General features: G+C 39.4%; 28 protein-coding genes and 2 riboswitches. Of the genes, 7 read left to right on the top strand and 21 right to left on the bottom strand.

Annotated elements, in window-relative coordinates; translation table 11 throughout:
• Window positions 1-196: 196 nt before the first annotated feature.
• Genes gcvPB through gcvT form a run of 3 tightly spaced genes read right to left on the bottom strand, consistent with a single transcriptional unit; the run spans window position 197 to window position 4121 of the window.
• Window positions 197-1657, bottom strand: a complete 1461-nt coding sequence (gene gcvPB / locus G8761_RS06615) for an aminomethyl-transferring glycine dehydrogenase subunit GcvPB (RefSeq protein WP_166024899.1) — start codon at window positions 1655-1657, stop codon at window positions 197-199.
• On the bottom strand, window positions 1650-2996 hold the full coding sequence (gene gcvPA, locus G8761_RS06620) for an aminomethyl-transferring glycine dehydrogenase subunit GcvPA (RefSeq protein WP_166024901.1): 1347 nt from the start codon (window positions 2994-2996) through the stop codon (window positions 1650-1652). Before gcvPA ends, gcvPB begins: the two co-directional genes overlap by 8 nt.
• Window positions 2997-3014: 18 nt before the next feature.
• Window positions 3015-4121: a glycine cleavage system aminomethyltransferase GcvT gene (gcvT, locus tag G8761_RS06625; protein ID WP_166024903.1), complete on the bottom strand. Its 1107-nt coding sequence runs from the start codon at window positions 4119-4121 to the stop codon at window positions 3015-3017.
• Window positions 4122-4283: 162 nt separating this feature from the next.
• Window positions 4284-4364, bottom strand: a riboswitch (glycine riboswitch).
• Between the two features lie 3 nt (window positions 4365-4367).
• A riboswitch (glycine riboswitch) is annotated at window positions 4368-4455 on the bottom strand.
• Window positions 4456-4614: 159 nt separating this feature from the next.
• On the opposite strand from gcvT, the gene G8761_RS06630 reads away from it, so the two are divergent.
• A complete protein-coding gene (locus G8761_RS06630) occupies window positions 4615-6303 on the top strand; it encodes a DEAD/DEAH box helicase (protein WP_166024905.1) in 1689 nt (562 codons plus the stop codon).
• Window positions 6281-7069 (top strand): YqhG family protein, encoded by a 789-nt coding sequence (locus G8761_RS06635; RefSeq protein ID WP_166024907.1) that lies wholly within the window; start codon window positions 6281-6283, stop codon window positions 7067-7069. The genes G8761_RS06630 and G8761_RS06635 overlap by 23 nt, the downstream gene beginning before the upstream one ends.
• Before the next feature lie 207 nt (window positions 7070-7276).
• On the opposite strand, the gene G8761_RS06640 is transcribed toward G8761_RS06635, so the two are convergent.
• From G8761_RS06640 to G8761_RS06685, 10 genes are all read right to left on the bottom strand, one after another.
• A complete protein-coding gene (locus G8761_RS06640; protein ID WP_166024909.1) occupies window positions 7277-7462 on the bottom strand; it encodes a YqzE family protein in 186 nt (61 codons plus the stop codon).
• Between the two features lie 72 nt (window positions 7463-7534).
• Window positions 7535-7915, bottom strand: coding sequence for a competence type IV pilus minor pilin ComGG (gene comGG, locus G8761_RS06645; RefSeq protein WP_166024911.1), 381 nt, complete (start codon window positions 7913-7915; stop codon window positions 7535-7537).
• Window position 7916: 1 nt separating this feature from the next.
• Complete coding sequence (gene comGF / locus G8761_RS06650) at window positions 7917-8378, bottom strand: competence type IV pilus minor pilin ComGF (RefSeq protein ID WP_243449928.1); 462 nt, start codon at window positions 8376-8378, stop codon at window positions 7917-7919.
• Window positions 8335-8631, bottom strand: a complete 297-nt coding sequence (locus G8761_RS06655; RefSeq protein WP_166024913.1) for a hypothetical protein — start codon at window positions 8629-8631, stop codon at window positions 8335-8337. Before G8761_RS06655 ends, comGF begins: the two co-directional genes overlap by 44 nt.
• 10 nt (window positions 8632-8641) lie before the next feature.
• Window positions 8642-9106 (bottom strand): competence type IV pilus minor pilin ComGD, encoded by a 465-nt coding sequence (gene comGD, locus G8761_RS06660; protein WP_166024915.1) that lies wholly within the window; start codon window positions 9104-9106, stop codon window positions 8642-8644.
• Complete coding sequence (comGC, locus tag G8761_RS06665) at window positions 9090-9395, bottom strand: competence type IV pilus major pilin ComGC (RefSeq protein ID WP_166024917.1); 306 nt, start codon at window positions 9393-9395, stop codon at window positions 9090-9092. Before comGC ends, comGD begins: the two co-directional genes overlap by 17 nt.
• Window positions 9396-9411: 16 nt before the next feature.
• On the bottom strand, window positions 9412-10449 hold the full coding sequence (comGB, locus tag G8761_RS06670; protein ID WP_243449929.1) for a competence type IV pilus assembly protein ComGB: 1038 nt from the start codon (window positions 10447-10449) through the stop codon (window positions 9412-9414).
• Window positions 10430-11485 carry a competence type IV pilus ATPase ComGA gene (gene comGA / locus G8761_RS06675; RefSeq protein ID WP_166024921.1) on the bottom strand — a complete coding sequence of 352 codons (1056 nt, stop codon included), beginning with the start codon at window positions 11483-11485 and terminating at the stop codon, window positions 10430-10432. Before comGA ends, comGB begins: the two co-directional genes overlap by 20 nt.
• A 248-nt stretch (window positions 11486-11733) precedes the next feature.
• The gene (locus G8761_RS06680; protein WP_166024923.1) at window positions 11734-12204 is read right to left on the bottom strand and encodes a CBS domain-containing protein; all 471 of its coding nucleotides are present in this window, start codon (window positions 12202-12204) and stop codon (window positions 11734-11736) included.
• A gap of 165 nt (window positions 12205-12369) precedes the next feature.
• On the bottom strand, window positions 12370-12723 hold the full coding sequence (locus G8761_RS06685; RefSeq protein ID WP_166024925.1) for a Spx/MgsR family RNA polymerase-binding regulatory protein: 354 nt from the start codon (window positions 12721-12723) through the stop codon (window positions 12370-12372).
• A 215-nt stretch (window positions 12724-12938) separates the two neighbouring features.
• Between G8761_RS06685 and G8761_RS06690 the strand changes: the two genes are divergently transcribed.
• Window positions 12939-13643, top strand: coding sequence for a helix-turn-helix transcriptional regulator (locus tag G8761_RS06690; RefSeq protein WP_166024927.1), 705 nt, complete (start codon window positions 12939-12941; stop codon window positions 13641-13643).
• 83 nt (window positions 13644-13726) lie between these two features.
• Window positions 13727-13981 (top strand): DUF2626 domain-containing protein, encoded by a 255-nt coding sequence (locus tag G8761_RS06695; protein WP_027320059.1) that lies wholly within the window; start codon window positions 13727-13729, stop codon window positions 13979-13981.
• Between the two features lie 24 nt (window positions 13982-14005).
• Here the strand turns inward: G8761_RS06695 and G8761_RS06700 are convergent, their stop codons facing one another.
• Both G8761_RS06700 and G8761_RS06705 read right to left on the bottom strand, forming a co-directional pair.
• Window positions 14006-15115 carry a class I SAM-dependent methyltransferase gene (locus G8761_RS06700; protein ID WP_166024929.1) on the bottom strand — a complete coding sequence of 370 codons (1110 nt, stop codon included), beginning with the start codon at window positions 15113-15115 and terminating at the stop codon, window positions 14006-14008.
• A gap of 84 nt (window positions 15116-15199) precedes the next feature.
• Complete coding sequence (locus tag G8761_RS06705; protein WP_166024930.1) at window positions 15200-15835, bottom strand: MBL fold metallo-hydrolase; 636 nt, start codon at window positions 15833-15835, stop codon at window positions 15200-15202.
• Window positions 15836-15916: 81 nt separating this feature from the next.
• On the opposite strand from G8761_RS06705, the gene G8761_RS06710 reads away from it, so the two are divergent.
• Complete coding sequence (locus G8761_RS06710; protein WP_166024932.1) at window positions 15917-16396, top strand: hypothetical protein; 480 nt, start codon at window positions 15917-15919, stop codon at window positions 16394-16396.
• A gap of 110 nt (window positions 16397-16506) precedes the next feature.
• The gene (locus tag G8761_RS06715; RefSeq protein ID WP_166024934.1) at window positions 16507-16683 is read left to right on the top strand and encodes a DUF2759 domain-containing protein; all 177 of its coding nucleotides are present in this window, start codon (window positions 16507-16509) and stop codon (window positions 16681-16683) included.
• Between the two features lie 45 nt (window positions 16684-16728).
• On the opposite strand, the gene G8761_RS06720 is transcribed toward G8761_RS06715, so the two are convergent.
• From G8761_RS06720 to G8761_RS06740, 5 genes are all read right to left on the bottom strand, one after another.
• Window positions 16729-17043 carry an MTH1187 family thiamine-binding protein gene (locus G8761_RS06720; RefSeq protein WP_166024936.1) on the bottom strand — a complete coding sequence of 105 codons (315 nt, stop codon included), beginning with the start codon at window positions 17041-17043 and terminating at the stop codon, window positions 16729-16731.
• Window positions 17044-17260: 217 nt separating this feature from the next.
• Entirely contained in the window at window positions 17261-18400 is a 1140-nt protein-coding gene (locus tag G8761_RS06725; protein WP_166024938.1) for a YqgU-like beta propeller domain-containing protein, read from the bottom strand.
• Between the two features lie 220 nt (window positions 18401-18620).
• Complete coding sequence (locus G8761_RS06730) at window positions 18621-19829, bottom strand: M14 family zinc carboxypeptidase (protein WP_166024940.1); 1209 nt, start codon at window positions 19827-19829, stop codon at window positions 18621-18623.
• A gap of 566 nt (window positions 19830-20395) precedes the next feature.
• Entirely contained in the window at window positions 20396-21376 is a 981-nt protein-coding gene (locus tag G8761_RS06735) for an ROK family glucokinase (RefSeq protein WP_166024942.1), read from the bottom strand.
• A gap of 20 nt (window positions 21377-21396) precedes the next feature.
• Window positions 21397-21600, bottom strand: a complete 204-nt coding sequence (locus G8761_RS06740) for a YqgQ family protein (RefSeq protein WP_166024944.1) — start codon at window positions 21598-21600, stop codon at window positions 21397-21399.
• Between the two features lie 192 nt (window positions 21601-21792).
• Between G8761_RS06740 and G8761_RS06745 the strand changes: the two genes are divergently transcribed.
• Window positions 21793-22659, top strand: a complete 867-nt coding sequence (locus G8761_RS06745; protein ID WP_166024946.1) for a hypothetical protein — start codon at window positions 21793-21795, stop codon at window positions 22657-22659.
• On the opposite strand, the gene G8761_RS06750 is transcribed toward G8761_RS06745, so the two are convergent.
• A complete protein-coding gene (locus G8761_RS06750; RefSeq protein ID WP_166024948.1) occupies window positions 22622-24184 on the bottom strand; it encodes a rhomboid family protein in 1563 nt (520 codons plus the stop codon). The genes G8761_RS06745 and G8761_RS06750 overlap by 38 nt on opposite strands.
• Window positions 24185-24467: the final 283 nt, after the last annotated feature.

Raw genomic sequence — 24467 nt, forward strand, 5'->3', positions numbered from 1 at the left:
ATATTTGCCTTTAGTTACCCCTTTTCCTCTTTTTCACCAATTTGGGGTCACTATATTTGCCTTTAGTTACCCCTTTTCCCCTTTTACATCCATATTGGGTCACATTGACTCTTATAAGAACCATTTTCCTTAATCCAGCTGGTGTTCTATTTCCATCAAAAAATCCCTGGCCATTTAAGGCTCAGGGATTTTAATATCAATTCTTTTGATATCTTAGAATTGGCTTACGTGCTGCGGTAGTTTCATCCAGTCGGCCAACAACTGTTGTGTGAGGCGCTTCCTGAACGATTTCGGGATTTTCTTCAGCTTCCTTAGCAATTTGAATCATAGTATCAACAAATGAATCCAGTGTTTCTTTTGATTCAGTTTCAGTTGGTTCGATCATAATACACTCTTCCACGTTAAGCGGGAAGTAAATGGTTGGCGGGTGATAGCCGAAGTCAAGCAGTCGCTTGGCAATATCCAGTGTACGAACCCCCAACTTTTTCTGTCGTCTGCCGCTTAGTACGAATTCATGCTTACAATGCCTGTCAAACGGCAGGTCGTAGTATGGAGCAAGGCGTCTCATCATATAGTTTGCGTTTAATACCGCATATTCAGTAACAGCCTTGAGCCCGTCAGGTCCCATGGAGCGGATATAAGTATAGGCACGGACATTGATTCCAAAATTGCCATAATACGGTTTAACGCGTCCAATAGATTGCGGACGATCGTAATCAAACACATATTCTTCTCCACGTTTTGTAATCACTGGTTTTGGCAGGAACGGAATCAAGTCAGCTTTAACACCTACAGGGCCTGAACCCGGTCCACCACCGCCATGCGGGCCTGTAAAGGTTTTGTGAAGATTTAAATGGACAACATCAAATCCCATATCTCCAGGGCGGGCTTTTGACAGAACGGCATTTAAATTGGCTCCATCATAATAAAGCTTTCCTCCAGCTCCATGAACGATTTCAGCCATTTCTAGAATATTTTCTTCAAATAAGCCAAGGGTATTTGGATTAGTCAGCATCAGTGCAGCTGTATCTTCTCCAACGACTCTTTTCAGGTCTTCCAGGTCTACCAGTCCATGTTCATTGGATTTAACAGTAACAGTATCAAGTCCTGCAACTGAAGCAGAAGCAGGGTTTGTTCCATGAGCGGAATCCGGAACGATTACTTTTGTTCTGTTAAAATCACCGTTTGCTTCATGGTAGGCACGGATAAGCATTAGCCCAGTCCACTCTCCGTGTGCACCAGCAGCCGGCTGCAATGTTACCTCATCCATCCCTGTAATTTCTATTAAATGCTGCTGAAGGTCATACAGCAGTTCCATTGCCCCCTGAACAGAACTTTCATCCTGAAGAGGGTGAATATGTGCAAACCCGTTAAAGCGGGCTACATTTTCATTAATTTTTGGATTATATTTCATTGTACAAGAGCCAAGAGGATAGAATCCTGAATCAAGGCCATGGTTCCTTTTTGAAAGAGCTGTATAATGGCGCATGATATCAAGCTCAGAAACTTCAGGAAGTTCAGGCTCTTCCTCACGAATATAGCCTTCCGGCAATAATTGGGACAGATCCATTTCCGGAACATCAAGATCCGGTAGGCTGAAGCCAACCCTGCCAGGTCTGCCTTGTTCAAAAATAAGCGGCTGGTCTTGATTATGCATGAATATCCCCCAATTCTTTGACTAGAGTATCAATCTCTTCTTTTGTTCTGACTTCAGTAACAGCAATCAGCATGTGATTGGCCAAATCCGGATAGTCGCGTCCAAGATCATATCCGCCAATGATTCCTTTTTTCAAAAGCTCCTGGTTCACTTCTTTAACTGGTTTGTTTAATTTAACTACAAATTCATTAAAGGCAGGGCCTTCATAGGCTAATTCAATGCCTTGTTCTTTAAAAACTGTTTTAGCGTAGTGGGCTTTTTGGACATTTGATGCAGCCATGCTCCGTACTCCCTTTTTACCAAGAGCAGTCATTGCCACAGAAGCGGCAAGAGCATTTAGAGCCTGGTTTGAACAGATATTGGATGTCGCTTTATCGCGGCGGATATGCTGTTCACGTGCCTGGAGAGTTAAAACAAATCCGCGGCGCCCCTGGTCATCCGTTGTTTGACCGACTAGCCGTCCTGGGACTTTGCGCATTAATTTATTGGTAACAGCGAAATATCCGCAGTGTGGGCCTCCAAATTGAGTCGGAATGCCGAATGGCTGTGCGTCTCCTACTACAATATCCGCACCGAACTTGCCAGGAGGAGTAAGTACTCCAAGAGATAAAGGATTGCTGGAAACAACAAATAATGATTTATTGGCATGTACGATTTCTTCTACCTCTTTTAATGGCTCAATCCGGCCAAAAAAGTTAGGATACTGTACAATAACGGCTGCCACGCCGTCCCCGGAAAGTTTTTTTAAAGCATCCAGATCCGTAACACCATCTTTAACAGGTATCTCAACAATGTCGATTCTCTGTCCTTTGGCATAGGCTTTCACAACTTCCCTTGCCTCCGGATGGACGGCACCAGAAATTAGAACTTTTTGTCGCTTTGTATGGGCTGCGCTAAGCATTGCTGCCTCGGCAAGAGCAGTACCGCCGTCATACATAGAGGAATTGGCTGTTTCCATTCCAGTAAGTTCACAAATCATTGTTTGAAATTCAAAGATTGCCTGCAGCTCACCCTGGGAAATCTCAGGCTGGTAAGGAGTATAGGCTGTATAGAATTCGGAACGGGAAATAACATGATCTACAATCACCGGAATATAGTGGTCATAAACCCCAGCTCCAAGGAAAGATACATTGCTTCTCAAATCAGCATTCCTGCCAGCAAGCTGGGTCAGTTCTCTCATTAAAGCTGTTTCAGATTTTGCTGGTTTAATATTGTATTCTCCTCTGAACCTTACACTTTCGGGAATATCGCTGAAAAGTTCATCAATAGAGGTTACACCGATTGTTTTCAGCATTAAATTTTTATCTTCTTCTGTCATCGGTAAGTAGCGATGTTTCATTATCTTATCTCCCCTCTGTTATTTCTTTTCTCTTTTATAAAAAGGAATGGGCACGATTCGAGCTTTAAGGCGTTTGCTTCTGATTTCAATCTCTACCTCATTTTCCAATGATGCTTCATCAGATTGGAGCAGGGCCAATCCGATATTTTTCTTTAAAGTTGGAGATTGTGTACCGGTTGTTACTTCTCCAATCAGTTCATCACCTTTAAAAACAGGATATCCATGGCGGGGAATTCCTCTGTCAATCATTTCAATACCGACTAGCTTTCTTGGCAGCCCACTTTCCTTTTGCTGCTTAAGAGCCTCTTTACCAATAAAATCCGTCTCTTTATTTAGCTTGACGGCGAAGCCGATTCCTGCTTCCAAAGGTGAAATTTCAGGCGAAAGCTCCTGCCCGTATAAAGCCAGGTTTGCTTCAAAGCGGAGTGTATCGCGTGAACCCAGGCCGCATGGAACGACTCCCTCTTCTTGTCCAGCTTCAAGAATTGCCTTCCAAAGTGCTACAGCATCATTGGAGTCACAATATATTTCAAAGCCGTCTTCACCGGTATATCCTGTTCTTGAAACTAGGGCTTTTTTGCCGTTTAAGTCGACTTCCTGTTTAAATTTAAAAAAACCAATACTTGCAAGGTCAGTTTCTGATGTAAGCCTTTGGAGAACCTTCTGAGCAAGTGGGCCCTGAAGCGCTAGCTGTGCTGTTTTATCTGAAAGATTCTCTAGCTGCACATCTCCCTCAGTATGTTCATCAAGCCATGCATAGTCCTTTTCAATATTCGAAGCATTTACTACAAGAAGATAATGATTATCCTTTAATTTATAAACAAGCAAATCATCCACTGTGCCGCCATTGTCATAGCACATAGCTGTATACTGGGCACCGCCGTCAGATAATTTGGATATATCATTTGTCATCATTTTTTGCAGATATGGTAAGCTGCCTGTCCCTTTAACATCAATTTCTCCCATATGTGAAACATCAAACAAACCAGCCCTGGTGCGAACAGCTTCATGCTCTTCCTTTATGCTTGAGAACTGAACTGGCAATTCCCAGCCACCAAAATCAATGGTTTTTGCTCCATACTCCTTGTAGGTGTCAAATAATGGAGTTCGCTTTAATTCTGTCATTGTTTGTCCCCTTTCACATCTCTTAATGACTGCTGTTTGAAAAATGCATATATAGGCCTGCTCTCTGCCAAAAATAAAGGGCAGAAAGAAGATGCTCTGTCCGAATTTAAAAAACCGGGCAGTAAAAAAGGACAGAGCCCTCCCCTTAAATTAAAAGAAGGTCTCTGTCCTTGCACCTGAAAGTTTACCTTGGTACGGCTTTCCCCTTTGGTGGTTTCTTTTTAAAAGAAACTCTCTCCAGAGCTGCGTCCAACAAGAGTACTTTTGCCTGAGAGATTCACGGAATGCTTGCTCCTTCGGCGCTACTTAATGTAGTCTCTCCCCTTATCATCATCCGCATTTATAATATTTTCCAAATGGGTCATACTAAAAGTTGAATAGGCATTTAAAGTCCATTTTTTTGAATACTTAAAACTTTAAAAACTACTTACATCCTACCATTAAACCGCACTTTTGGGAATACATTAATTTTTTATAAATAGGAGTTGAACATATGCCTGTCCAAATTAACTTTGATTCCTCCTGGAAGGATGAATTGATGCATCGAATGGAGAACGATGGTCCCTGGGGAAATTGGGAGCTTTTCAAGCTGGCAATTGAAGTAGAAAAGCATTTAGTTATTCCTGAATTTGAGGGACTGCAGGCACCCAGCCATCTCTCTGAGCTTACACCGCTTCCACATCAGCTTGAAACAGCAAAACAGGTCATTGAAAATATGCATGGGAAAGCCATTCTTGCTGATGAAGTTGGATTAGGTAAAACAATTGAGGCAGGACTTATATTAAAAGAATATATGATTAGAGGACTGGTTAAAAAGGTATTAATACTTGTTCCTGCTTCCCTTGTTACTCAATGGGCTTCGGAGCTAAACAGCAAGTTTTTTATTCCGGCTGTTACGCAGCGTAAAAGTTATGTCTGGGACCAATGCGATGTCATTGTTTCTTCCATTGATACAGCAAAACGGAACCCACACAGAGATATCATTTATGCACAAAACTATGACTTAATCATTATTGATGAAGCACACAAACTTAAAAATAATAAAACGAAAAACTATGAATTTGTTCAAAACCTTAAGAAGAAATTTTGCCTGCTTTTAACTGCAACTCCTATTCAAAATAGGATTGAAGAAATATTCAACCTTGTTTCTTTATTAAAACCAGGCCACCTTGGCAGTGAGAGTGATTTTTACGAGAAATATAAAAAAGCTGGTCGCTCTGTACAGGACGATGAACATTTAAAAGAATTAGTAAACAAAGTTATGATTCGGAACCGCAGGGCTGATACCGGGATAGAATGGACAAAGCGGCATGTTGAAACGATTCCAATTGAATTTTCACCAACCGAAAAAGTGCTTTATGAGGCAATTAACAACTTACGCGATGAAGATAATTGGGTTCAAACCAGCGCCTTTTCTATGATGACACTTCAACGGGAAGCCTGCAGCAGCCGGGAAGCAGTATATTATACTTTAAGGAATATGCTGCAAAGAAAAGAAAATCCGTCACAGGCTTATCAGGATCAGATTCTTTCTTTAATTTCAAAAGTGGAAGCAGTCAAAAAAAATTCCAAAGCTGAAAAAGCTCTTGAATTGATAAAAAAAATTAATGATAAAGTCATTATCTTTACAGAATACCGTGCCACACAGCTTTATTTACAATGGTATTTAAAGCAGCACGGGATTTCATCGGTTCCATTCAGGGGCGGATTTAAACGCGGGAAAAAGGACTGGATGCGTGAACTTTTCCAAAAGCATGCCCAGGTTCTTATTGCCACTGAGGCGGGAGGAGAGGGAATTAACCTTCAGTTTTGCAACCATATTATTAATTTTGATCTTCCCTGGAATCCAATGAGACTTGAACAACGAATCGGAAGGATTCACCGCCTTGGCCAGGAAAAGGACGTCATGATTTACAATTTCGCAATAAAGAATACGGTTGAGGAGCATGTCTTAAAGCTCTTGTATGAAAAGATCCAATTATTTGAAAAAGTAGTTGGGGAATTGGATGATATTCTTACAAAACTTGAGTTTGGAAATATTGAAGATCATCTAATTGAGATTTTCGGACAATCCATTTCGGAGGGAGAAATGAGAATCAAAATGGATAATCTGGCATCCATGATTGAGTTTGCAAAAGGCGTTAAGGAGGAAGACAGCCATGCAGCAGCAGGAAATCCATAATTTTCTGAGGCGTTATTTTGAGGCTAATGATTGCGAGCTAGTAGAAAATACGCCTGGATACATGACCGTGCAGCTTACGGTGGAATTGGACAAGGAGCTGATGAATCGTCCTTTTTATTGGCATTACCTTGAAAAGGTTGGCGGTATACCAAAACCCATGAGCCTCACTTTTATTACTAATAACCAGCTTGCCCCTGAGGATTTAAAAGGAGAGACAGTTCATTTTGGCTCCCCAAGACTGCATCAGATTTTCGAATCCTCTAAACGGCTTGCGGGCTATATTCGTCTTTATGAGAATAAGTTAAATAACAAACAAACACCTCTTTACCCATGGCTGGGATTGAATTTAAAGATTTCCTATGAGTGTGACCGGAAAAGAGATCTATTTGTTTCAATCGGGCTTCATTTAATAAATGGAAAAATGGTGAAGGATTTTCATGATCGCCTTTTACAAGTTCCTCTCACTCCTAAAATACCGGACTATTCGTTTACGATGTCCTCATTAATTAAACCAGCGAGCGGACTCTTAAGAATTGAGAACTACCTTAAAAGCGAGATTGAGGCGGAAGACCACTCTTGGGCTGATGAAGCGAGGGAAAGATGGGACAAGGATTTAAGTTTGCTGAATCATTTTTATGAGGATGAAGAGGAGCAGAACGATAGCTACGAGACAGAAAAGCTAGCTCTTAAGGAGCAATATGAACCAAGGATTAATATTTCCATTATTAACGGCGGACTCTTTTATTTGTCCGAGCAGGCTATATAAGAAAAGCTCAAGCGCCCGTTTAGCGAAGCAACTACCTGAGTAAACTTCATGTAACGGCTTCTCTGAATAGACAACATGCAGCTTTGCGACGAGCTGAATATAAGCTTCTTTGAAAAAGCTGTGGCGCAGGAGCTAGACAATTTTAAAAGGTAAAACTTTATATTTTCTTATTCATTAAAAAATACAAAAAGAAAGAAGCAGTTTTCTTTACTGCTTCTTTCTTTTCTTAACTTCTGTATAGAGTACGTAGGGAACGATACCAAACCACCGGTACCAAAAAGCCGCCCTTGCTTCTTTTCGTTCAAGCTTTAACTTCTTCCGTTCGCTTTTTGGCTGGTCCATATATTTTACAAAGGTTTGGGTCATGTATTTTACATAATCATTTGTTTTCATGGACACACCTTCCTTTTTTTATCAAAAAGTATGTCCTTATTCAATCACTTTTAACCTTATATAGGTATATCACTACTTTTCGACCCATTTTATCATTTTCTTTGACACAGAATCATAGGTGGCAACCCCTACTGATGTTTCCCCGCTATCCATCCAAAGATTAAAGGTGATTTTAAAACCTCCCCCTGTTTGTGTCTCCTGCATCCAGCTCACTTTTCCGTTTTGATATTGATAGATTCCTGAGTTCAGAAAACTTTCACCGGATTGAAGAGCTTTTTCCGACTTTTTAACCGCAGCTAAAAGGTAATATTCTTTCTTGAGGAACATTTTCATTTCATTACTAATTTGCCTTTCTCTTACTAGCAGTTCAATGCGGGATGTAACAAACAAAAGGAAGATAATCAAGAGACATAATGTCAGTGGATAGGTAAATCCTTTCTCATTACTTTTCATGTCAGCTGTCCCAATTTATTACGGAAGGAAAGGTTGCACTAAAGACTTTTCCCTTTAAGTCTGTAACTGTCAGCATTATTCCATTTTTGAGTCTGACAAACGATACTTCCTGAACATTTTGAAGAAGGATTTCATGACCGGTTAGATTAACGCGCCTTCTTAACGATGTACCGTATTTTTCGTATAGGATGCTATCGGTATCCTTGGTCAGCATTAGTTTACTCCCTATAACCTCCCCCTTGGTGCAGGCCATAATTTCTTTTTGGACCTGACTGCAAAACACAGTCCATTCCATTTGCTGTATTTGATTAGAGATATCCTGCTTATTAAGAACAATACGAAAAACTGGTGACAGAAAAAAAAGGAGTAAGAGAAAAAAGGATAAGGCTGTCAGGGCTTCAATTAGCGTAAATCCTCTTTCATTCAAGTACGTCGCACAATTGTTCCTTCGTATTTTGCCCATATACACACACCTCCTGTTTTCCTATTTCAGGATTGTTCCTCCACGTAACATAAAAATTTTTCTTACCTATATTCACAACATGATCCTCGGGAGGCAATCCTTCTGCTGCCATTTCTAATTCCTGGTAAATAATCCGCCAGGTTTCTTTTTCCTTTAGCATTTTCTCTGTTTGTTCCCTGATAAAGATTAGTTCAGGTGTTAATATTAATCCAATTAGGAACAGTGCAGTAAGTGATAGTAGAAGGTCCGCCATAAAGAAGCCCTCACTCTTTCGAAACATAAAAACGGCCCTTTCCTATTGAAATTGTAAAACGGTATCTTTCTTTTCCAACGGTTATATAAAAGCTGCCAAACTTACTGATGTTTCCATCCGGTGTATATTTGAAATAAAGAAGTGAAGGAGCGCCCGTAATAATAATATCCTCTGGATACGTCCGCTCTGCCAGTAGTGGATATGAATCACGTTCATGGATGTAGTAATAATTTTTTTCGGCCATAATATTCACATATACTTCATGCTGGTGAGAAATGGCATATTGCTGTGCATACAGCAAATCTGTCTCCAGTTTAAGGATAATCTCTTCGGCTTCAATGTTTTGCTTGATCGGCCCAATATTAACCGCTGTAACAGAAGCCAAAACCATCATTACTGTCATGACAATGAGCATCTCTAGAAGGGTAAATCCACCTTCCATGCAAAAAGTATCTTTGTTATTGGGCCGTGACACTGCCGTCAGTTCCTATCACCACTTTTGTTTTTCCATCCGGACATCCTTTTGTACCCGTTTTTAGGTAGCCTTCTGTAATTAATTCATTTATGTCTGCAGGAAAATGGTCTTTATCCATTTCAAATGCCTGAACCTGTGCCTGGACCATATCGACAAAGGCTTCACATCCTTTTTTATTTATATTTGCGTTGTGCTGTGTAATATTGGGGATTGTGATTATTAACAGGACCGAAATTATCAGCATAACTATCATCATTTCTATTAAAGTGAAACCTGCTTGTCTTTTCATTTAACATATCTCCTTTTTAAAATCCGTCCATCAAATGAAACATGGGCAGCAAGATGGATAAGTACATTGAAACCACCATAAAACCTATGAATAAGTAAATAGCGGGCATAGCAATTTTTGAATATTTGTCAATCTTCTCTTCCAATCGGCTAATGCAGTATCTGCTATATAAAAATAATTCCTGTTCTAGCTTTCCGTTATTTTGGCCATGCCTAATGATTCTAGAAAACTCTTTATCAAAGAAAGGAAACTCGCTGAGTATGTCCTCAAGCGCTTCTCCAGTTAAAAGCTTTTGTTTCATTACTTTCCCCAGCTCTGAAAAAAAGGGGTGAGAACTATTATTTTCAAAAAGACGGAGTGCTTCTGTTATAGAAAGTCCCCCGCTTAACAAAAAGCTTAACTGGACCGCAAAATACTGTGTATTCCATAGCTGAATAAATTTCCCCGCAAACGGTATTCGTACTAAACTTTTATTCCTAGATAAAGCTGGCTGCTTTCGAAAAATGAGGAAGTAATATATCAAGGAGATACCTGCGATAAGAAGTAGTACTGCAAGGCAAATAGGGGTATATTGTGAAAAAGAATAAACAATAGATGAAAACATATTATTTTCAAGATTCATAGTTTTAAATAATGCTGTGAATTTAGGTAATAATGTTTTCTCCACAAAGGCAAATAAAAATCCTGTAATTATAATCAGCAATATAGGATACTGGAGAATCTTAATAAGTTTTTCCCTGTCTTTTTCACGCTTGATGGCAATCTCGCTGCCCTCAAGCAGAGAAGGAGCAAAGCTCCCGTGCTGCTCAGCAAAGAATACATAGCCTGTCAATTCCCTGTTAAAATGGAGATTCTCAAGCACATAATGAAAGGGATGCCCTTTCTTCAGCATATCAAGACAAAGATTTAATTCCTCTTTTCGGTAGGCGGGAAGCTGAAATGCTAATGATTCCACTGCTTCTGTCAGCGGATAACCCCTTGTAAGGAGCTCTGCCATTTTCTTTAAAAACAATGCTTGTTCAGAAACCGGCCACTTACGTCTTCTCATCTTCATATACCAGCCGCTCGTATTCTGTTTCTTTAATGTATCCCAGCGCAATCCCTTTCCTGATTGTATCTTTTATAGTGGGATAGTTAATTAGAGCGGATTCCCCCCTAACCTCTCTCATTACCCCATTTAAATTGCGTCCAGTTAACAGTTCAAATACACTGGCTCTTTTCCATCGCCCATAAGTATAACAATAGGGCGAGCAGTCCTTTCCGCAATACGGACACGTTAATTCAACAAGGCGCTGCGCTGTGACAGCAATCAAAGTTTGTTCGACCTCCAGACTGTTTACCCCAAATTCGTGAAGACGATAAACAGCTCCCCTCGAATCCCTCGTATGCATGGTTGAAAGAACCAGATGGCCTGTAAGCGCTGCTCTGACAGCAATTTTGGCAGTCTCAGAGTCACGGATTTCCCCAACCATAATAATATCCGGATCGTGCCTGAGAATGGCTTTAAGACCTGCAGCATAGGTAACACCTGCCTTTTCATTAACCTGTACCTGGAGAACAGAATCATAGCTTTTTTCGATTGGATCTTCCAGGGTAATCACACTGCGCTGAAACATATGAGCGGTTTCATTTAAAAGGGAATATAAAGTAGTCGTTTTGCCCGAACCAGTTGGTCCCGTGAATATGATTAGACCATGGGCATGTTTCAGGAGGGCAAGTAATTTTCTTGTAATAGAAGGGAACAAGGAAAGCTGATGGAAGGGTATCTGTTCATTTTGCGGCAAAAGGCGAATCACAAGGCTTTCAGTTTGATTTGAAGGAAGAGTGGATAAACGAAGTCCGAGCCTTTTGCCATCCAGTTCACATATTAATGCTCCGCTTTGAGGGCGCCGCTTCTCTCCGATATCCATATTGGCCGAAAACTTAAAATGGGAAATTAGTCTGTCGCAATCTTCTCGGGGAAGACAAAGCCTGGGAATAAGTTTGCTTGTTAATCTAAACTGTACGAGAGTATCTTTTTTGCGGGGGATAATGTGGATGTCTGTGGCCTGATTTCGGAAAGCATCTGCCACAATTCTGTCTGCGAGCATTTCAGTTGCACTTACAATGGGAAACACCACCTTTCTTTTTTGTCAGTAAGGTATTCGACAATTTCCCTCTTCCTCCTTCCCTCTTCTTGCGAAAATACGCATTTGTCATAAAATGTCCATATTTGTTAAATGGCTAGTCCCAACTATAGAAAAACTTGGCTAGTTTGGAGTTATCCAAAGTAAAAATCTAAAGTTTCCTAAACGACTCAAAAATCCCCTTTCTCAAAATAAGCAAAGGGGATTTGAAATTATGAACCTAGTTCTTCTAAAATTTTAGCCTGGATAAGACGGACAACATCTCCCCTGCTGATTACTCCTAATACATTATTATGACGGTCAATAACTGGTAACTTCTTAAAATGGTGTTTGGAAAGAAGGGAAACAACTTTGTTCATATTGTCTTCCGGTGATACGGTGACAATCCCTTTAGTTGTAGCTATTTTCAAACATTTCACACTTGCCATGTCTTTAAGACGGGTTAATACATCCTGGCCTGCAATATGGGTCATATACATAAAGAAGTCAATAACATGGTCATCAATCGGCTTTACCGCTCTTAAAATATCGCCATCTGTTACCATTCCAAGCAATTTGCCATCTTCACTGCAGATAGGCAGTCCGCCTATTTTTTTCTCCACAAATACTTTTATAATATCCTTAATACTGGCATCCGGTCCGACACTAATAACATCCTTAATCATAAAGTCCTTTACTTGCATAATACCGGCGACCTTTCTAATTGAAATATTTGTAACATTGTATGATATAAGTATTTCACTGAGCATGTACAAAGTCAAACGGTATAAATTCATTAAATGTCTGGTGAGGTGTCTAAAAAAAGGAAAGGAACCATTTTATATCCTTTCCATAAATACTATTTAATTTTAAATAAGACTGTTAAGTGCGTCTGGATTATGACCTACTATCAGTTTTTTCCCATCAGTTAGGATGGGCCTTCTAAGAAGGACAGGGTCTTCAATTAGTATATTTACCATCTGTGACAGAGAAATTTCGTTAAGATCAATATTCATATCTTTAAATTTCTGGCTTCTGGTCGCGAGAATTTCATCGATTCCTTCGGTTGTCAGGGCTAAAATCTTTACTAGTTCATCGAATGTGGGTGTCTCTCTAAACAAATGCCTTTCCTGATAGGAAACTGAATGAGCTGCCAGCCACTTCTTCGTTTTTCGGCAGGATGTGCAGCTCGGATATGTGAAAAATGTTAAACTTTGTTGCAAATAAATCCCTCCCAGCCAAAAATTATTTAAAAAAGAATTATTTGACAATTATATTGTATAACATTTGTTTAATGTTTGTATAGTTTGAAGTCTTGTTCAATTGCTTATTTGTGAACAATTTCTAAACATATGGTGTTAATATTGTTAACCACATTCCCATGCTAAAAGCCCTGTATTATAATGAAATAAATTACGGGGGTCCGAGGTGAAACGAGATGGAACAAACCTTAAAAATCACAAATGTTTTATCAGATCCAACTAGATACTACATCTATCAATACATCACTAAACGACATCAGGAAGTAACTGTTCAGGAAGTAGCAGATAATTTTAATATTCATCCAAACGTAGCAAGGCTCCATTTATCCAAACTTGAAGATGTCAACATGCTGGCCTCAGAAACAAAGAAAACAGGAAAAGGCGGCAGACCAAGCAGATTGTACCGGCTTTCCGATGATGTGATTCAGCTTCATTTCCCATTCAGGGATTATATGCTACTTGCCAAAGTAGCAATTCAGACTATGATTTCTCTGGGTGAGGAAGGAAAAAAAGCTCTCTATATAACCGGAAAGCGTTTTGGTGCTGAAATTATTGAAATGGAGCTTGCCAAAAAATCGCAGTCGGGAACAGATCTAGATTTTGAACAGAAGATTAACATCCTAAAAAGTGCAGCTACTTTAGCCGGGTTTTATCCGGAATTTGAAGTAAATGGTGATGAAACAAAAATCTATTTTCAAATCTTCAATTGCCCATTCAGAGAAGTTGCTCAGGCGCATACAGAAATCGTTTGCAATATGCATCATGAATTCCTGAAAGGTATGTTTGAAGCTTTATTTGACTCAGTGGAATTAGTTGAAAAAGAAAATATGATCTCTGGCTGCTGCGAGACATGCTCCTACCAGGCAATGGTGACAACCTAAAAGGAAACCATTGTTTACATTTCCAATACTTTTACTTTATAATATTGTATTGATGGTATTGCAGGGTAAAAGGAGGGATACATATGGAGCGCATGTTCAGAGTACTAGGGTTCTGGACCGGGATCTTTACAGTAATGTTTTATCTTGGAGACATGAATAAAACAGCTATGCTATTCCTGGCACAAACCGGTTTCTTCATTTTGCTAAGCTATCTAAAGCTTTCCGAACGTATGTATATGTATGTTTTTGGGGCATATTTAACAGTCTTCTTTGCAGGTTTCACTTATTGGACGACTTTTATGATGCCACTAGGTACTCCACTTGGAGGAGGACAATAAAAGTCCTCAAAAAAACGCCGGAAATTATTCCGGCGTTTTTTCATTATTACTAAAGTAATCGTCTAATAGATAATCCTGTCCCTTTTGCTGGATAACAATATGAAAGCTTTCACTTATTCCGGAAGGCATGATCAGGCTTCGTATGGCCCTATTCCTTTTGCTTGTTTCTGAAAAGGGATTAGGATCATAATTTTCTTCCAGATCCTTCAAAATCCCCGACTTTAAAAGGAATTCATCCTGCCTGAATTTTTCAACAAACTGAAGGCTATATTTTTCTCCCCTGTTAATCAGCCAATCGAAATGAATATGAGAGGTAATATCCATCTCTCCTGTATGGTTTAAGACATTGTTCTCCATCTGATGCTTATAATACCCTCTCAAACTGCCCTTCCTTCTTGAAGGATGACCCCAGTCTTCTTTTGTATAGCCATAGTCGACCGTTACTGCAACCCCTTTTTTTAGTCTCTCGGCTATTTCTTCTATCAGTTTTTCCATCTGAAGCGGTATCTCAATCCTTTGGCTGTTTGAAAGCTTTAATCCACTTTCCTGCAAAAATGCAAGTATTTCTGGATTAGTAAGAGGGACTTTTCGTTCCGTTAACTGATCTCCAGATACCGCAATCATTATTTCGAAAAGCTCCCCCTTTTCCTTTTCTATCAAATGGACCGGTAAAGCATCAAAAAGCTCATTCGAAAAGATTAGACCCTCAAAATTATTTAATTCCTTCACACTTTCCAATTGTATAATCTCAAATTCAGGACTTAGCAATTCATTTTGAAGCTTTCTGTGAAACGGGCTAGTTTCAACAATATAATAGGTAATTGGTCCATTAGAAGCCTCTTCCCATTCTTCTAAGAAGGCCCTCGCAAACCTCCCATTCCCACCTCCTATTTCACAAACAGCTGGTGCTGCTACACCTTTTTCAGCTAACAGCGAAAACCAGCGGGCAACTGTTTTTCCATAAATGCTGGATACATTGCTTGAAGTGTAGAAGTCCCCTTTCTTCCCAATCTTTACTTTTTCTTTCATGTAATAACCATACTCAGGGTCATAAAGTGAAAACTGTATGTAATCTGCATAAGTAATCATTCCTGCAGGTGATTTTTCAATCATATCTTTTAATTTTGGAATCATAATAGCTCCTTTGGAGTATGCATTCGGTAACATATTAATCCTGCAAAAACCCCTTCTATTTGAAGAAGGGGTTTTTGAAAAAAATTAAAAACCGTTCAAATAAGGATTACCATCCATTTCTTCCCCAATGGTGGTTTCGGGGCCATGGCCAGACAGTACCCAAGTATCCTCCGGCAAACTTAAAAGTTTATCATGGATGCTTTTTAATAGCTGAGTTTCATTTCCTCCCGGAAGGTCAGTTCGACCAATACTTCTCTGAAAAAGTGCATCACCTGAAAAAACAAATCCTTCCTTCTCAAAATAAAATGAAATACTTCCAGGTGAATGGCCAGGCGTTTCCAGAATTGAAAATTTAAAACTTCCCAGGAGCATTTCTTCTTCTTTTTGAATAAGAATGTCAGCATCTTTTACATGGATAAGCTCTCCTAACGGAAAAAATTGCGAACCATTCAATGAAGGGTCACCCAGCCATTTCTTCTCTTTCTCATGCAGATAGACAGGAATATTATATGTCTCTCTCACTTTGTCAACCGCACCAATATGGTCAAAGTGAGCATGTGTTAACAGAATAGCTGCAGGCTTTAATTTTCTACTGTTCACCCACTCTATTATTTTCTTTGCTTCATCTCCCGGATCCACAATCAGGCATGACCCGTCGTTCTCCGTTAAAATATAGCAATTAGTCTGTATGGCCCCCAAGGGCATTCTATACCACTTCATTCTTGTACCTCCGTTTGATAGAAACTTAGTTTTATTTTACACTATTCTTACTTCTATAATAAAGGAGCGCGCTGGCCGTTTATGTATACCATATTTGCTGTTGAAGCCTCAGATGAAATTAATGAAAATAATGAGTTTAAAAATCTGCTGTATGAGGAAACAAATATTATAGGGGCACAGAGGAACTTCTTCCTTTATCATTCATTAGAAGATGCTTCTTTTGCAAAGGAACTTCTCGTTATTGGGGGCATATTTGAGGAAATACATCCCTTAACAATAGTGTCGCCTGGAAAAAAGGGACCGCTTTTTCATGATTTTGAGTGGACAATGAAAAATGGAGATATTTTTCTTTTTACGGAGAACTTAGCAGCTTTTTCATTTAAGGCTGGATTGGAAACAGATAGAAAAATGGCAGAATACCAAATGGAGGAACATCTTGTTTTTACAAGCATTGGTCCCGATAAGGTTGTATACTTCACAGAATCTCATAACCAAGAGCTGATGATCAGGACTGCTAAAGCCTATAAAACAGAAATCAACTTTTTAATTCTCGACAAATGATATAAAAAAATATAAAATAAGAAGCGAATGTAAACGCTATTGATACATAGGGTTACCTGATAACGACCAGGGTTTTTTCCTGCAGATTAACTGATAAAGGGGGCTTTATAATGGGACTTGTCGTCATTTTTGCATTAGTTTGTCTACTGGCTGGTTACGCCGCACTTTCTGCACTGAAAAATAAAAACGTGTTGGGAATTATTTTTGGCGGAGGAGCATTCCTTGTTTTTGGCTTTTTTGTCATTATGACTTTACTGCACCACGGATTCCCAACAGAAGCACACTAATAAAAAGCAAAAGTAGAGACTGCATTGGCAGTCTCTATTTTTTTACTATTCCCTTAGCAGACTGTTAACTCTCTCTACTTTATCTTCCATTTTCCGTTTTACATCTCGCCTGTCGTCTATACGAAGATTAGTTGCTACCCGCTGAAGCCCATGCTGAAATGGAACCTCGTGCATCGCCTGAATGACTTCAAAAAGAACAGGAAGCTCTCCTTCAATAATTGTGTTCATTGGTGTCAGCTGGTATCGGATTTTCCCTTCGTTTTCATACTTTTTCAAAACCTTCTGGATTTCTGCAACATATTTGCTGACACTTGGGGATTCTGTCCCAATTGGAATGACCGTTACATCAACGATTGCCATTATAAACTCCACCTTTTGAAATTTTATTTTACCCGAAAATTTTATCATAACCCAAAAAACAAAGGAATTTTAGTCCTTTTCTTTTTCTCTTTTACAAACGATTAGAAAAACTAGGGCATTCGCCAAGTCCTTTTTGGCGGATGCCCTAGTTTTTCTTATGCGTTCAGAATTTATGGATATAAATTCTGATTAGCTAAAAAAGAATAACGGCTTCCCGTTATTCTGATATGATACTGTATATTTTTTTAGAAGTTAAATCAATTACTTTTTCAAATCTATTTCCATATAAACAGTAATTTCCTCCGGGACTGCAATTAATAGGGGCATTTTCAAGCCTATCAATAATTACCTTTCCATTTGTGTCTGGCTTTTCCAATTGATAGGAAACTAGTTGAAAACCTTCGTTATACGTGTCAGCTTCACCACTTTTTAAAGGTTTTAACGTTATAAACTGATTCGTTTTCTCATTATAATCATAAAAGGGGACAAGCCAGCCTGAGAATTTTGCGAGTTGGGGCATTGAAAAAGTAAGTATTTCGGTTAAATTGCTATCATAAAAAGAGTAAACGGCATTCATTGTATCGTTATCCTTTAGGGAAATGGTCAGCAGCCTGTCTTTAAAAGCGGAAAAATGGAATACCTTCGGAAATAAAGTGGCAGCTTCCATTGAACCTAACTGTTGTGATATTAGGGGAGCAAATAATTGCTGACTATTATTATACCAATTTAAAAATACTAAACTATTCCGATGATTCCATTTAACAAAGGGCTGTGGTAAGGATACTTCCTGGAATTCCTGCTTCTCAAAATTTAAAAGATATGTGTTAAAGCTCCAGTCCTCCTTAAATGCTGAAATGATAATTTCTGAAGTATTATAAGGATTCCATTCAAATTGAAGTTCGAAAGAAGGTATGGATTTACTCCAAATCTCGTGGCCAGTTTTGTCGATAATGGCTAATTTGCCCTCAAAGGAGGAAGGTGAGGATTGAATCAAAAAATAATTTTTATCCGGGCTGACTTGAACGGCAGCAACGGGAAACTCACTTTTGTACAAAAGACTGCTTTTTCCTGTGGGTAAATAGTACTCATACACGTTTGACCCTGATGCAGTATTGGCAATATAGATAAAACTGTCATTCGCAGCCCAGCCGCTTATTTTAAAAATCTCCCCTTCCGGAGCCTTTATTGGGAGCTTCCACTGCCTGGCAGAGGGTTGTTCGGCACGTTTTTCAGAATGGACCTTGTTTTTTTCCATAACAGTATTAATAGTACCTTCGTCTGTTCCAGTGCAGCCAGCCAACAGGAAAAAAGGAACTATACAAAAAACTACTGCCCTGCAGCAGTTAATTCCTAACAATTGGTCCACTCCTTTACACTTTTATGATTATAGAATAAGACGATTGAGAGCTTTAGAATGTTTCAACTTTTTGTGGTGATAAAAAAAATGATCGTAATTACCTTAATTAATTTTAACTCTGTTTCTTCTGTTTAAACAGATAGGAAAAGCCGCAAGAACAGCTTTCCCCTTTCAAGAATGACATGCTATTTTTGGCACTATTTTTATTTACCCTTATTTTTCAGGTGTAGTCATTTATTGAATGATTATTTAAAAGTGCTATAAATAGGCCGCTTACATCCTGGATAATATGATTAATTTGAGAAAGTGGCAGTGGATTAATTCCCTTGCCTAGTTCAATTGTAAAGCCTGGACGGCGAAATTCCTGAATAAACCAGTCTTTATATCCCGCATGGCTGTCTACATTCCTTATTGCCTTATAACCACTGGCTTTTTCAAGCTCTTTGGCTATTATTTCGGAATACTCAGGCTCATATCCCTCATATCCCCAGTAGAATTCCTTTCCCTGTGTATGGAACGCAATTACACTATCAAAATCATTTTCCTTAGCCAGTTGAGCAAGCACCATTGCCTCAGGCTCAGTCAAAGGAGCTTCACCTGGATAATCTCTAGGCGCGGGAGCTTTCGGCAGCTTTCTTTCCTTCTCAATTTCCCATTTTGCAGGGAATTGATTATTTAAATCTATGCCTCTGATATTAGCCTTCCAGTGAACAAACTCAGTACTGCCTTCATTCATTTTTAGCAGCTCATCAGCCAATTCCATAGGAGGTCCTTTAACTACTAAATCTACCCCATCCGGGTTAACCATTGGTACCACTGATAATTCAATCGTATTGTAAAATGAAAACGGATCGATCCCTCTCATTTGAAAACTGTTTGTCAGAGAAAGCAAATACGTTTCAATCAAATTCATTAACACCAGCGAGGTAATCCATTCATTTGCATGAAAGGAGGCATTTATATGAACCTTTCTCCTGCCCTTCCCAATCCTTAATTCCTGAATAGGCTTGCCAAGTACACTCTTTCCTATTGTCCTGACTGAAAGAAAAGGATAGATAGATTGCAAACGTTCCAAATCCCTGTAAAGATTTTGGGAATCATATGCCTTTGTCAAAGGAACTTGTGGAACAGAAACCCTGTGTGGGACTATAATCGTTTCGCCCTTCCTTAATCCTTCCTTCTCCCCCTTTCCATTCAAAAGGGACAGCAGCCCAACTGGTACACCTGTTAAGGCGGAAATCCTCCAGAAAGAATCCCCTTCCTTTATTTTCAATTGAATCCGATCATATCCCGGAATATGAATGGTTTCACCACCCTTGATATTTTCAGGTTCGATACCTGGATTGGAATCAGCTAACAGCCTTTCAGGCACTTTAAATAATTGGCTTAATTGCCAAAACGTATCGTGTTTATGTGCTTGTATCTTCACTCTCTCCCACCTCTCTGTCATAAAATACATATGATACAAAAGTGGAAAGATGAGTGTCCCAATTAAAAATGAAAACGAGGAACAAAACTCGAAAATTTGTCTTTTTCATTTAGCTTTCCAAGGACAAAATCTCACGTCCAAAGTGAGATTTTGTCTTTCATAATTCCCAAGAAAAACATTCCTCCAAGAACAAAAGGCGCAAGCGCACTGATCAGATGATGATAGGCTAAATTCGCCACATCCTCGAAAAGCTGCGCTTTTCTTCGTGCTATGATTATGCTTCCGAAGCTTTCCTTGTCCTGATTTCTGAAGTGATTTGGCTTATGACCCCGAGCTGTTCGAATCATCACCTATCGGTCATGATCCGAACAAGATATTCAAAGAAGCATATTCTCGCGGAAAACTGGCTGGGCGCAGGAGCTAGAGTACAAGGTAAAAATCTATAATTCTAAACGAAAATAAAGCGTGAATTCAAATGCAATTCACGCGCAAAACGATTATATCAAAACCTGTTCCAATATTTTTTGTCCAAAAGTTTAGCGAAAGGAGCTTCGCTGTGATTATTATTATTGAATAAAGGCCGGATTATTTTTGATAAGCCATGCAGCCCCTATTACACCTGCATCATTACCCAAAGTGGCTAGTGCAAGTTCAGTGGACGCCTTTACTCTTGAAAAAGCAAATTGTTCAAATTTGACTCTTATTTTATCAAGAAGGACATCTCCTGCTTTTGAAACTCCACCGCCAATTACAATTTTTTCAGGATTTAACGTGTTTCCAATATTAGCAAGAGCAAGTCCAAGATGGAACGCTACCTTATCAATTACCCTGCCAGCAGTTTCATCGCCATTACGTGCTGCATCAAACACATCCTTAGCGGTAAATTGTCCTGTTTGAGAGTAGAGCTCCTGTAATGTACCGCTAGAGCTTCCTTTGCTTAGCTCTTCTACAGCAAGTCTTACAATTCCTGTTGCAGAGGCAACGGTCTCAAGACATCCTGTTTTTCCGCAGTTACAAGGTGCCCCGCCTTCAGGAATAGAGGTAATATGTCCGATTTCTCCCCCGGCACCCGTTGTGCCCTGAACAATATTTCCGTTTGCAATAACCCCGCCGCCTACACCTGTACCAAGCGTTACACATACCAAATCCTTGGCACCGTTTCCGGCACCCTTCCACATTTCACCTAGTGCTGCACAATTGGCATCATTATCGATTACAGAAGGAAGCGAAGTTTCCACCTCAAGAAGGTCTTTTATTGGATAATTATCTTCCCATCCTAAATTGACTGCATTATAAACGATCCCAGTTGCGTAGTTAACAGGACCAGGCACACCCATTCCAATACCTGCTAGCTTCGTCTTTTCCTGTCCGAGCTCCTCAAGCTTATGGTCAATGGCTTTGGCTATATTGATTGTAATATTTTTCCCCACGTCGGAATTATCAGTGGGAATTTCCCATTTATGGATAATCTCACCGTATAAATTAATAAAAGCAAGTTTAGTTGTTGTTCCACCTAAATCTACTCCTACAATCCATTTCTCTGCCATCTCTTAGCACCTGCTTCTTTTTATTTTTTCTTATCTATTTCTTTTTGTATTTCCCGTCTCAATAATAATAGGGCACTATCGAAGTCCTTTTGTTCGATCAGCTGTGAATTGTACAGCTCAGTTATTTCGGCTTCCATTAATTCGAGGTCCGCGACCCTGTCTCCAATATAAATAATGGTTCCATACGTTTTTAAAAATTGCTGGATTTCATAAATTGATCTCATGAGATGTCCCTTCGTTCATGATATAGAGAACATATAGTTTACAACAAAATAAGTATAATCGAAACATTCTTCGCTCTCAAGGGAATTATGGGCAAGCCCCTTAACATTCTATGACGCTATTTTTATACATTACTTCCAAACTTGTCCCATATATTTAAATAAGATAGAAAGTTAAAAAAGGATGGTTGCCCAATGAAGAAGCTACTCCTCATTATTCTTGGTATAGCCCTAATAGTATCAGCATCAAAGCAATTTTTTTCTCAAAATAAAGAACCTGTTCAGGAAACAATCACCTATTTTCCCATAGACCCCAATGCCCATTATCTATCAGCGGATACTACTCTAATAGAGACGCCAAAATATGATGTTGAGTGGAATACCAGTTCAGTCCTGAACAGAAAGGCATACCTGCGCCAGGATGTCTCACTGCTTTTTTCAAATGGGAGATTGATTAACAAAATGGGAGAGTGGCGAACCGATACACAAAAGCTTTTTCAGAAAAAAACGGTGCCTATAAAGCAAAATGGCATACTTGATAGTGTTACATTTCATTATTCTGAACTCCATCCAAAAGGCGGGCGAATTTTCAGTGCTCAAACAATGACCTCGGATATTCTTTATTTTTTCGAGTCTTCTAAACAGCTGACACATTTTTTTTCAAAAACTAAAACACAGGAAGAACAGAAATGGAAAACACAGCTTGACGCCAATGAGAAAAATGTACTCGCCCATGCTTTCGCAAAGGGTGTAAGGAGGTTTTCAATCCCTTCTGACCGCTATGACAGTTACCCTCTTACCAAATTTGTTTTTGGAAGGAACGAAAGTATACCTGGCTTTTCTCAGGCATCCACCAGCAGAATACTCGGAAATTTGTGGGAAGGAATCTATAAAAATTATTTTCTGGGAATAAAAAAACGGAATGGTGCCACTGCCGACCCAGTTGGCAGTACCATTCCGATTATTATGATTGCAGAAGACCATTCTCATTTGCTTGTTTTATTTGTAGATGCTGACGGAGAACCTATATACCTCCGCCAGTTGATTGAAGGTGATCGTTAATCTGTTTGACCAGGCTGGTATAATCCTTATTACTAGGTTTTAGTTTGGCAGCCTTTTTCGCATAATCAAGTGCTCTATTCCAGTCCATTTCATCGAGGGAAATGAGAGCAAGATTGTAATAGGCTTCATGGAAGCCCGGATCCAGGCGGACAGTTTTTTCTAAATGTTGATTAGCTTCTGCAAGCATCCCTTGTTTTATCTCAGTATAGGATAAAAGGAAGTAAACCTTGGCAGAAGGATGATGCGATTCTTTCTCAAGCTTATAAAGTTCCTTATATGCTTTTTGGTAATCTCCTTTTTTCACATAATCCTGTGCGAGCATAAAAACAGAGTTCTCATCACGTGCTGCTGCCTTTCCGCTAAAACCATAGGATAGGGAAAACCAAATTACAGCTGCTGTTGCAGCCAGAAATAATAATTGCAGCAGCGGCTTTTTTCTTTTTGGAAAATGTACAATCCCGGTTGTCAAAAATCCTCCTGCCAGCCCTCCTAGATGGCCAGCGTTATCAATCCCAGGAGCCGTAAAACCAAATACCAAATTTATAACCAAAAGAACGATAACATTCATACCAATGGTCCTAAAAAACTGCTTGGGATAAATGACTGTCAAATAGAGTAGTGCACCGAAACAGCCGAAAATAGCTCCACTCGCACCAGCAGAAACTTGTGGGCTGAATAAAAAGCTTGCTATAGAAGCAGTAAATCCTGCAATTAGATAAATAAATAAAAAGCGTGCTCTTCCGAAAAGCCTTTCCACTTCCGTGCCAAGATAATATAAAGCTAATGTATTCATGGCCAGGTGAAGAATCCCTATATGGAGGAAAATAGGAGTAATAAACCGCCACCATTCTCCCTGAAGAATTAAGGGATTATATTTTGCACCATATTTTATTAGAGTGGAAGTACTTTTACTGCCGCCATGAAATTCTAAAAAAATAAAAACAGCGATCTGGATAGCCATCAGCAAATATGTAAGGAATGGTTTCGCCTGATTGTAAATGGCTCTTTCCTGCTCAACTCTTTTAACAGATAATTGAAGAGCTGCATTCTTAACTTTCTCAATCTCTTCCGGAACATATTCTCCCTGGATGGGAAATGAGACTTTGGCTCCCATTAAATCAGAAAGTTTATCAAAAGCCCCCTCATATTCCTGGCGTGCCATGATAACCGTGCTGACAGAGGTCCGGCTACTCTCCGGAAAAATGAATGGTTTATTTATTCGAAATTCATAATCGTCTACTGGTGGATAAGTGCTCGAATATATATTGACAATATGAATATTTCCTTTAGATACTTGCTTGCGTATCCTTTCCCCATTTGCCGCGACTAATTCAATATCCCTTTGCATCGTGCTGCCCCAATTGAGATCCTGGCATAGCAGTCGAATTATGGGCGCACCTTTTTGATTCAGTTTTTCAAGCCATAATTCCTTCTGATTTTGAAAAAGCTGGATCACTCTATATCCATGGTCATGAATAAAAGAATAGGCCAGTCTCCAGAAAACAAACTCTTCTTGATAGCTCAAAGTTTCCCCTACCTTCTCCCTGTTAGCCAGTGAGCTTTTTTGTATAGTGCTCATAACAATATTAATTCATTTTTTCCTCTTAAACTTCATTATAAACCATTATTATATGAATACATTATTACAAATCAAGAAAACTAGGCGATTGCCAAGGCCTTTAGGTGAGAGCAGAGCCGTAGTAGCAGTTATCACGCTCAAAAGGGCACATCCTCGAAAACGCAGGTGGCTTTCCCTCCGTGTGATGTTATAGCGGACGAAGCCTTGCTTGTCCTGTCCGCTGTGCCTT

Origin of the sequence: Neobacillus terrae (assembly GCF_011393025.1) — a bacterium.
Lineage (GTDB): Bacteria > Bacillota > Bacilli > Bacillales > Cytobacillaceae > Neobacillus_A > Neobacillus_A terrae.

Bases quoted from the DNA above. Each gene is read 5' to 3' on its own strand.
- comGF (WP_243449928.1), bottom strand. From the start codon at position 8,378: ATGGGCAAAATACGAAGGAACAATTGTGCGACGTACTTGAATGAAAGA.
- G8761_RS06735 (WP_166024942.1), bottom strand. From the start codon at position 21,376: ATGGCAGAGAAATGGATTGTAGGAGTAGATTTAGGTGGAACAACAACT.
- G8761_RS06690 (WP_166024927.1), top strand. From the start codon at position 12,939: ATGGAACAAACCTTAAAAATCACAAATGTTTTATCAGATCCAACTAGA.
- comGB (WP_243449929.1), bottom strand. From the start codon at position 10,449: ATGAAGATGAGAAGACGTAAGTGGCCGGTTTCTGAACAAGCATTGTTT.
- gcvPB (WP_166024899.1), bottom strand. From the start codon at position 1,657: ATGCATAATCAAGACCAGCCGCTTATTTTTGAACAAGGCAGACCTGGC.
- G8761_RS06630 (WP_166024905.1), top strand. From the start codon at position 4,615: ATGCCTGTCCAAATTAACTTTGATTCCTCCTGGAAGGATGAATTGATG.
- G8761_RS06640 (WP_166024909.1), bottom strand. From the start codon at position 7,462: ATGAAAACAAATGATTATGTAAAATACATGACCCAAACCTTTGTAAAA.
- comGA (WP_166024921.1), bottom strand. From the start codon at position 11,485: ATGCTCGCAGACAGAATTGTGGCAGATGCTTTCCGAAATCAGGCCACA.
- G8761_RS06635 (WP_166024907.1), top strand. From the start codon at position 6,281: ATGCAGCAGCAGGAAATCCATAATTTTCTGAGGCGTTATTTTGAGGCT.
- gcvPA (WP_166024901.1), bottom strand. From the start codon at position 2,996: ATGAAACATCGCTACTTACCGATGACAGAAGAAGATAAAAATTTAATG.
- comGC (WP_166024917.1), bottom strand. From the start codon at position 9,395: ATGAAAAGACAAGCAGGTTTCACTTTAATAGAAATGATGATAGTTATG.
- G8761_RS06695 (WP_027320059.1), top strand. From the start codon at position 13,727: ATGGAGCGCATGTTCAGAGTACTAGGGTTCTGGACCGGGATCTTTACA.
- comGG (WP_166024911.1), bottom strand. From the start codon at position 7,915: ATGAAAAGTAATGAGAAAGGATTTACCTATCCACTGACATTATGTCTC.
- G8761_RS06715 (WP_166024934.1), top strand. From the start codon at position 16,507: ATGGGACTTGTCGTCATTTTTGCATTAGTTTGTCTACTGGCTGGTTAC.
- G8761_RS06740 (WP_166024944.1), bottom strand. From the start codon at position 21,600: ATGAGATCAATTTATGAAATCCAGCAATTTTTAAAAACGTATGGAACC.
- G8761_RS06710 (WP_166024932.1), top strand. From the start codon at position 15,917: ATGTATACCATATTTGCTGTTGAAGCCTCAGATGAAATTAATGAAAAT.
- G8761_RS06680 (WP_166024923.1), bottom strand. From the start codon at position 12,204: ATGCAAGTAAAGGACTTTATGATTAAGGATGTTATTAGTGTCGGACCG.
- G8761_RS06705 (WP_166024930.1), bottom strand. From the start codon at position 15,835: ATGAAGTGGTATAGAATGCCCTTGGGGGCCATACAGACTAATTGCTAT.
- gcvT (WP_166024903.1), bottom strand. From the start codon at position 4,121: ATGACAGAATTAAAGCGAACTCCATTATTTGACACCTACAAGGAGTAT.
- G8761_RS06745 (WP_166024946.1), top strand. From the start codon at position 21,793: ATGAAGAAGCTACTCCTCATTATTCTTGGTATAGCCCTAATAGTATCA.
- G8761_RS06655 (WP_166024913.1), bottom strand. From the start codon at position 8,631: ATGGCGGACCTTCTACTATCACTTACTGCACTGTTCCTAATTGGATTA.
- G8761_RS06700 (WP_166024929.1), bottom strand. From the start codon at position 15,115: ATGATTCCAAAATTAAAAGATATGATTGAAAAATCACCTGCAGGAATG.
- G8761_RS06720 (WP_166024936.1), bottom strand. From the start codon at position 17,043: ATGGCAATCGTTGATGTAACGGTCATTCCAATTGGGACAGAATCCCCA.